The organism is Mesorhizobium sp. M4A.F.Ca.ET.022.05.2.1 (genome assembly GCF_003998845.1).
Lineage (GTDB): Bacteria > Pseudomonadota > Alphaproteobacteria > Rhizobiales > Rhizobiaceae > Mesorhizobium.
Map to the genome: position 1 here is coordinate 1 of NZ_RZOJ01000425.1, position 5,155 is coordinate 5,155.

Sequence of the window (5,155 nt, forward strand, 5' to 3'; positions counted from 1 at the left end):
GTATCCGCGAGCGCGATCCGAGTTCCGTCGTCACCGTCGCGCGCGGCTCATCCGCCCATGCCGCCACCTTCATGAAATCCGCCGTCGAGCTGACCGCCGGCCCTGGCCGTCTCCGCCATGGCGACGATGTCGGGACTCTTGCCCGATTGCGAGATCGCCAGGCAGGCGGAGCCGGCGAGCCTCAGCCTGGCGCCATAGATCGAGGCGATGGACGGGCCGACCGAGGCGACGGCAAGGCCGGCGGTCAGCTCGACGGCGTATTTCATGAAGGTGGCGGCATGGTCGGATGAGCCGCGCGCGACGGTGACGACGAAACTCGGATCGCGCTCGCGGATACCGCGCCCGGCCTCGGTCAGCACCGCCGCCGAACCGTCGAGCAGGCGGGCGGTTGCTTCCGGGATCTCTTCGATCTCGCGCCGCATATGGGTGATGGTCGCGCTCATGGCCGGCTCTCCTCTCCCGGCCCGGTCAGCCGGAGTTCGGCGACGAAATCGTAAGCGTCGCCCCTGTAAATCGAGCGGGTGAATTCGATCACCTTGCCGCTCGCAAGATAGGAAATACGTTCGATATGCAGGCCGGCAATCCCGGGCGGCACTTCCAGCAGCCGCGCATCGCCATCGCCGAGATTCGCGGCGGAAATGCGCTGCACCGCCCGCACTGGCCGGTTGCCGGTCATTTCCAGTGCGGCATAGAGCGAAGTGCCGATCGCCTCGGGATCGGGCAGCACGCTGGCCGAGAGCGCGGCGCGCTCGATCGCCAGCGGCGTGTCGTTGGCGATGCGCAGGCGCGCCACCCGCGCTACCAGCTCGTTCGACGACAGGCCGAGGACCATCATCTCGTCAGGCGAGGGCGCATAAAGGCCACGGTCGAGCCAGGCCGAGCGCACCACCATACCGCGGCGCGCCATGTCCTCGGTGAAGGAGGTGAGCCTCGACAACGACTGCTCGACGCGCTCCATGCGCGGCGCCACGAAGGTGCCGGAGCCGTGGCGCTGGACTAGAATGCCGCCCTTGACCAGGTCTTGCACCGCCTTGCGCACGGTGACGCGCGAGATATCGGCCTTGCTGGCGATGTCGCGCTCCGACGGCAGCGCGTCGCCTGGCCCGATCAGGCCGCGATTGACCGCTTCCTCGATGCTCTTCCTCAGCTGCAGGTAGAGCGGCGCGCCGCTTTGTGACGATTCCTTCAGCATGGCGAAGATCTGGTCGGCGGCGCTCATCGGGCCGCCCCCGAACCAGAGGCAAAGATGCGCACCGCCATCTGAACGGCGCCGCCCAGCGCATCGTCGAGCGCCGGCTTCAGCAGCGTCTGGTAACGCGCCGAAAGCCGCGGCGCGTAGAGCGGCGCCAGCCCACCGAGCAGGCAGAGCGGTGTGTCGTCGGCAAGGTCGAGCGCCCCGAGCGAGGCTTCGACATCGGCAACCGCCTTGTCGAGGATCCAGTTGGCGACAAGATCGCCCTTGGCGGCATGGTCGAACACCTTTGGCGCGAAACCGCCGAAGTCGCCGGGCTTGGCATTGGTGGTGAACTCGACGACGTCCTCCGGGTTGTTGCGGAAGACGGCGAGCATCGCCTCGGTGAGGGGCGAGGCAGGACGGATGCCGTCATAGGCGAGCAGCGACTGCTCCAGCAGGTCGCGGCCGATGCGGGCGCCGCTGCCCTGGTCGCCGACTTGAAAACCCCAGCCGCCGATGGCGCGTGACTTGCCCGCCTTGCGCGCCATATAGGCGGTGCCGGTGCCGAGGATGGCCATGGCGCCGTCGCTGGGCCCGACCGCACCCTCCAGCGCGATCTCGGCGTCGGTCTCGACGCGGCTGGCGCTGAACGGCAGGATCGCTTCGAGTTGCTGCCTGTAAGTGCCGACATTGGCGCCGGCGAGGCCGAGAATGGCGGGCGTTTGCGGGATGAGTTCCGGATCCTTGCCGGCGGCGACGAAGGCCTGCCTTGCCGCCTCGACGATGTTGGTCCTGGCGCCGGTGAGGTCGGTGCGGATGTTGGCGGCGCCGCTTTTGGCGCGGCCAAGCACGACGCCGTCAGCGGTCGCAAGGGCCGCCCTGCAGCTGGTGCCGCCGCCATCGATGCCAAGTACGAAATTCACGCGATTTCTCCTCCGGACGGATAATACCAATAAAATACCAATAGCCAAGAGTTAATTTCGCTTTCAAAAAGATTAAGGCGTATTTTATTGAAAAACCACGATATTTTGCCGGCAAGACGATTTTGAGGCAACGAATTCGTTAATCGATGTGGACAAGTGGTATTTTTTTGGTATTGTTTTGTCAGTTGGAGGACATCGGATGGCCGAGAAGCGCACCGAAGCGCATCACCAGAATGCCGAGGGGCTGGATATCCAGGCTCCGGACGCCATCCTTTCCTTTCTTGCCGATGCACAGATCGAGGCCGCGAAGGCCGTGCGCGGCGCCATTCCCGCCATAGCCGCTGCAGCCGAAATCGTCGCGGAGCGCCTGAAGGACGGCGGCAGGCTCGCCTATGCGGCGGCCGGCAGTTCGGGCCTGATGGCGGTTGCCGACGCGCTGGAGCTTCCCGGCACCTTCGGTATCGGGCGCGACCGCATCGCCATCCTGATCGCCGGCGGCGACGAGGCCTTCCATACGCTCGCCGGCGGACCCGAGGACGACACCGATGAGGCCTCGGCCGCGGTCGCCGCCGCCGGAATCGGCGAGGGCGACTGCCTGATCGCCATCTCCGCCAGCGGCTCGACGCCCTATGCGGTCGCCGCACTCGAGGACGCGCGGAGCCGGGGCGCCGCGACCATTGCCATCGCCAACAACAGGGACGTGCCGTTGTTCCGGTTGGCCGATGTCGCGATCGTGCTCGAGACGCCGCCCGAACTGATTGCCGGCTCGACGCGCATGGGCGCCGGCACCGCCCAGAAGATCGCCCTCAACATGCTATCGACCTTGGCCGCCATTCATCTCGGCCATGTCCATGACGGCTACATGGTCAACCTCACCGCCGACAACATCAAGCTGCGCGACCGCGCGGCCCGCATCGTCGCCGCCATCGGCGGGTGCGGCAGGGACGATGCTGCGCGCCTGCTCGAAAAGAGCGGCGGCGTTGTTAAGACCGCCATTCTGCTCGCCGCGGGTGCTGCCAACGCCGATGCGGCCGAGAAGATACTGGAAGGGACCGGCCGCAAGCTCCGGCCGGCCCTTTCCGCGATCGAGGGGAGCAAGGGGCGCTAGCCTCTGTTCTCATCAAAACCGAACCTGAAAAAGGTCAACAGGGAGACTGAAAATGACGACCAAACTACTGACGGCCCTTCTGCTCGGCACAAGCATCCTCGGCTCCGCCGGGGTGGCCTATGCCGATGACGTTACGCTCAACATCGAAAGCTGGCGCGGCGACGACCTGACCATCTGGAAGGACAAGCTGATCCCGGCCTTCGAAGCCAAGAACCCGGGCATCAAGGTGGTGTTCGCGCCGTCGGCGCCGACCGAATATGACGCCGCGCTCGGCGCCAAGCTCACCGCTGGCTCGGCGGGCGACCTGATCACCTGCCGCCCGTTCGACAAGTCGCTGGTGCTCTACCAGAAGGGCAATCTCGCCGATCTGTCGGCGCTGCCGGGCATGGAGAATTTCTCTCCCGTGGCCAAGTCTGCCTGGCAGACCGACGACGGCAAGGCGACGTTCTGCGTGCCGATGGCTTCGGTCATCCACGGCTTCATCTACAACAAGGACGCCTTCGACAAGCTCGGCATCAAGGTGCCGACCACCAATGAGGAGTTCTACGCCGCGCTCGACAAGATAAAGGCCGACGGCACCTACATCCCGATGGCGATGGGCACCAAGGACCTCTGGGAAGCCGCGACCATGGGCTACCAGAACATCGGCCCGAACTACTGGAAGGGCGAGGAAGGCCGCCAGGCACTGATCAAGGGCGAGCAGAAGCTGACCGACGCCGACTGGGTCGAGCCCTACAAGGAACTGGCCAAGTGGAAGCCCTATCTCGGCGATGGATTCGAGGCCCAGACCTATCCGGACAGCCAGAACCTGTTCACGCTCGGCCGCGCCGCCATCTACCCGGCCGGCTCGTGGGAAATCGCGCTGTTCAACACCCAGGCGCAGTTCAAGATGGGGGCCTTCCCGCCGCCGGTGCAGAAGGCCGGCGACACCTGCTACATCTCCGACCACACCGATATCGGCATGGGTCTGAACGCAGCGTCGAAGAACGCCGATGCGGCCAAGAAGTTCCTGTCCTGGGTCGCCTCGCCGGACTTCGCCACCATTTACGCCAACGCGCTTCCGGGCTTCTTCAGCCTGAACAGCACGCCGGTGAAGATGGAAGACCCGCTGGCGCAGGAATTCGTCTCCTGGCGCGGCAAGTGCAAGTCCACGATCCGCTCGACCTACCAGATTTTGGGGCGCGGCACGCCGAACCTCGAGAACGAGACCTGGGTTGAATCGGCCAATGTCATCAACGGCACCGACACGCCGGAAGCGGCCGCCAAGAAGCTGCAGGACGGCCTCGACAGCTGGTACAAGCCGGCGAAGTAAAGCCTCGGGCAGCAAGCAGGGTCGTTCCGAGTGAATGGCCCTGCGGTTTTCAATAGCATCGACCGCAAACGACGGCGCCGCCCCTCATCCGCCTGCCGGCACCTTCTCCCCGTATAGTGACGGGGAGAAGGGACTTGCCGCACCGCCGGCGCCCCCCTCTCCTTCACGGGGAGAGGGTAAGGGTGAGGGGCAGCGCTGCCGTCAACCATTTCGCCAAGACGTTGAACGGCGGGGACCGAACTCATGGCCGCAGAAACACGACCGAAAAGACCGATCCGCTGGCACATCGCCGTCTTCCTGGCGCCGGCCGTGCTCGTCTACACGGCGATCATGATCCTGCCGCTTGCCGGCACGCTGCAGCTGTCGCTGTTCCGCAACATCGAGCAGTCCCAGGTCTTCGTCGGACTCGCCAATTTCCGCACGCTGTTCGGCGACCCTAACTGGTCAGTGGGCTTCTGGAATGCGCTGAGGAACAATGTCTGGTTCTTCATCATCCACATGCTGGTGCAGAACCCGATCGGCGTGCTGCTGGCCGCACTGCTCTCCAGCCCAAGGCTGCGGTTCGCCGCCTTCTACCGCACGGCGATCTTCGTGCCGACCATCCTGTCCTTCGTCATTGTCGGCTTCGCCTGGAAGCT

At 65.2% G+C, this 5,155-nt stretch carries 4 protein-coding genes and 2 pseudogenes; 3 read left to right on the forward strand and 3 right to left on the reverse strand.

The annotated features are described in order from the left end of the window. Positions 1–92: 92 nt before the first annotated feature. The 3 genes and pseudogenes from EN745_RS29480 to EN745_RS29490 form a co-directional block, all read right to left on the reverse strand. Positions 93–443: pseudogene (locus EN745_RS29480) on the reverse strand (aminotransferase); the annotation flags it as partial. Continuing rightward, a complete protein-coding gene (locus EN745_RS29485) occupies positions 440–1,219 on the reverse strand; it encodes a GntR family transcriptional regulator (RefSeq protein WP_126056915.1) in 780 nt (259 codons plus the stop codon). The pseudogene EN745_RS29480 and the gene EN745_RS29485, both read right to left, overlap by 4 nt. Further along, positions 1,216–2,097 (reverse strand): N-acetylglucosamine kinase, encoded by an 882-nt coding sequence (locus tag EN745_RS29490; RefSeq protein ID WP_126056914.1) that lies wholly within the window; start codon positions 2,095–2,097, stop codon positions 1,216–1,218. Before EN745_RS29490 ends, EN745_RS29485 begins: the two co-directional genes overlap by 4 nt. Positions 2,098–2,296: 199 nt before the next feature. Here EN745_RS29490 and EN745_RS29495 point away from each other — a divergent pair, with 199 nt between their 5' ends. From EN745_RS29495 to EN745_RS29510, 3 genes and pseudogenes are all read left to right on the forward strand, one after another. Beyond that, complete coding sequence (locus tag EN745_RS29495; protein ID WP_126056913.1) at positions 2,297–3,205, forward strand: N-acetylmuramic acid 6-phosphate etherase; 909 nt, start codon at positions 2,297–2,299, stop codon at positions 3,203–3,205. A gap of 52 nt (positions 3,206–3,257) precedes the next feature. Continuing rightward, on the forward strand, positions 3,258–4,517 hold the full coding sequence (locus EN745_RS29500) for an ABC transporter substrate-binding protein (RefSeq protein ID WP_127399776.1): 1,260 nt from the start codon (positions 3,258–3,260) through the stop codon (positions 4,515–4,517). Positions 4,518–4,760: 243 nt separating this feature from the next. Continuing rightward, positions 4,761–5,155: pseudogene (locus EN745_RS29510) on the forward strand (sugar ABC transporter permease); the annotation flags it as partial.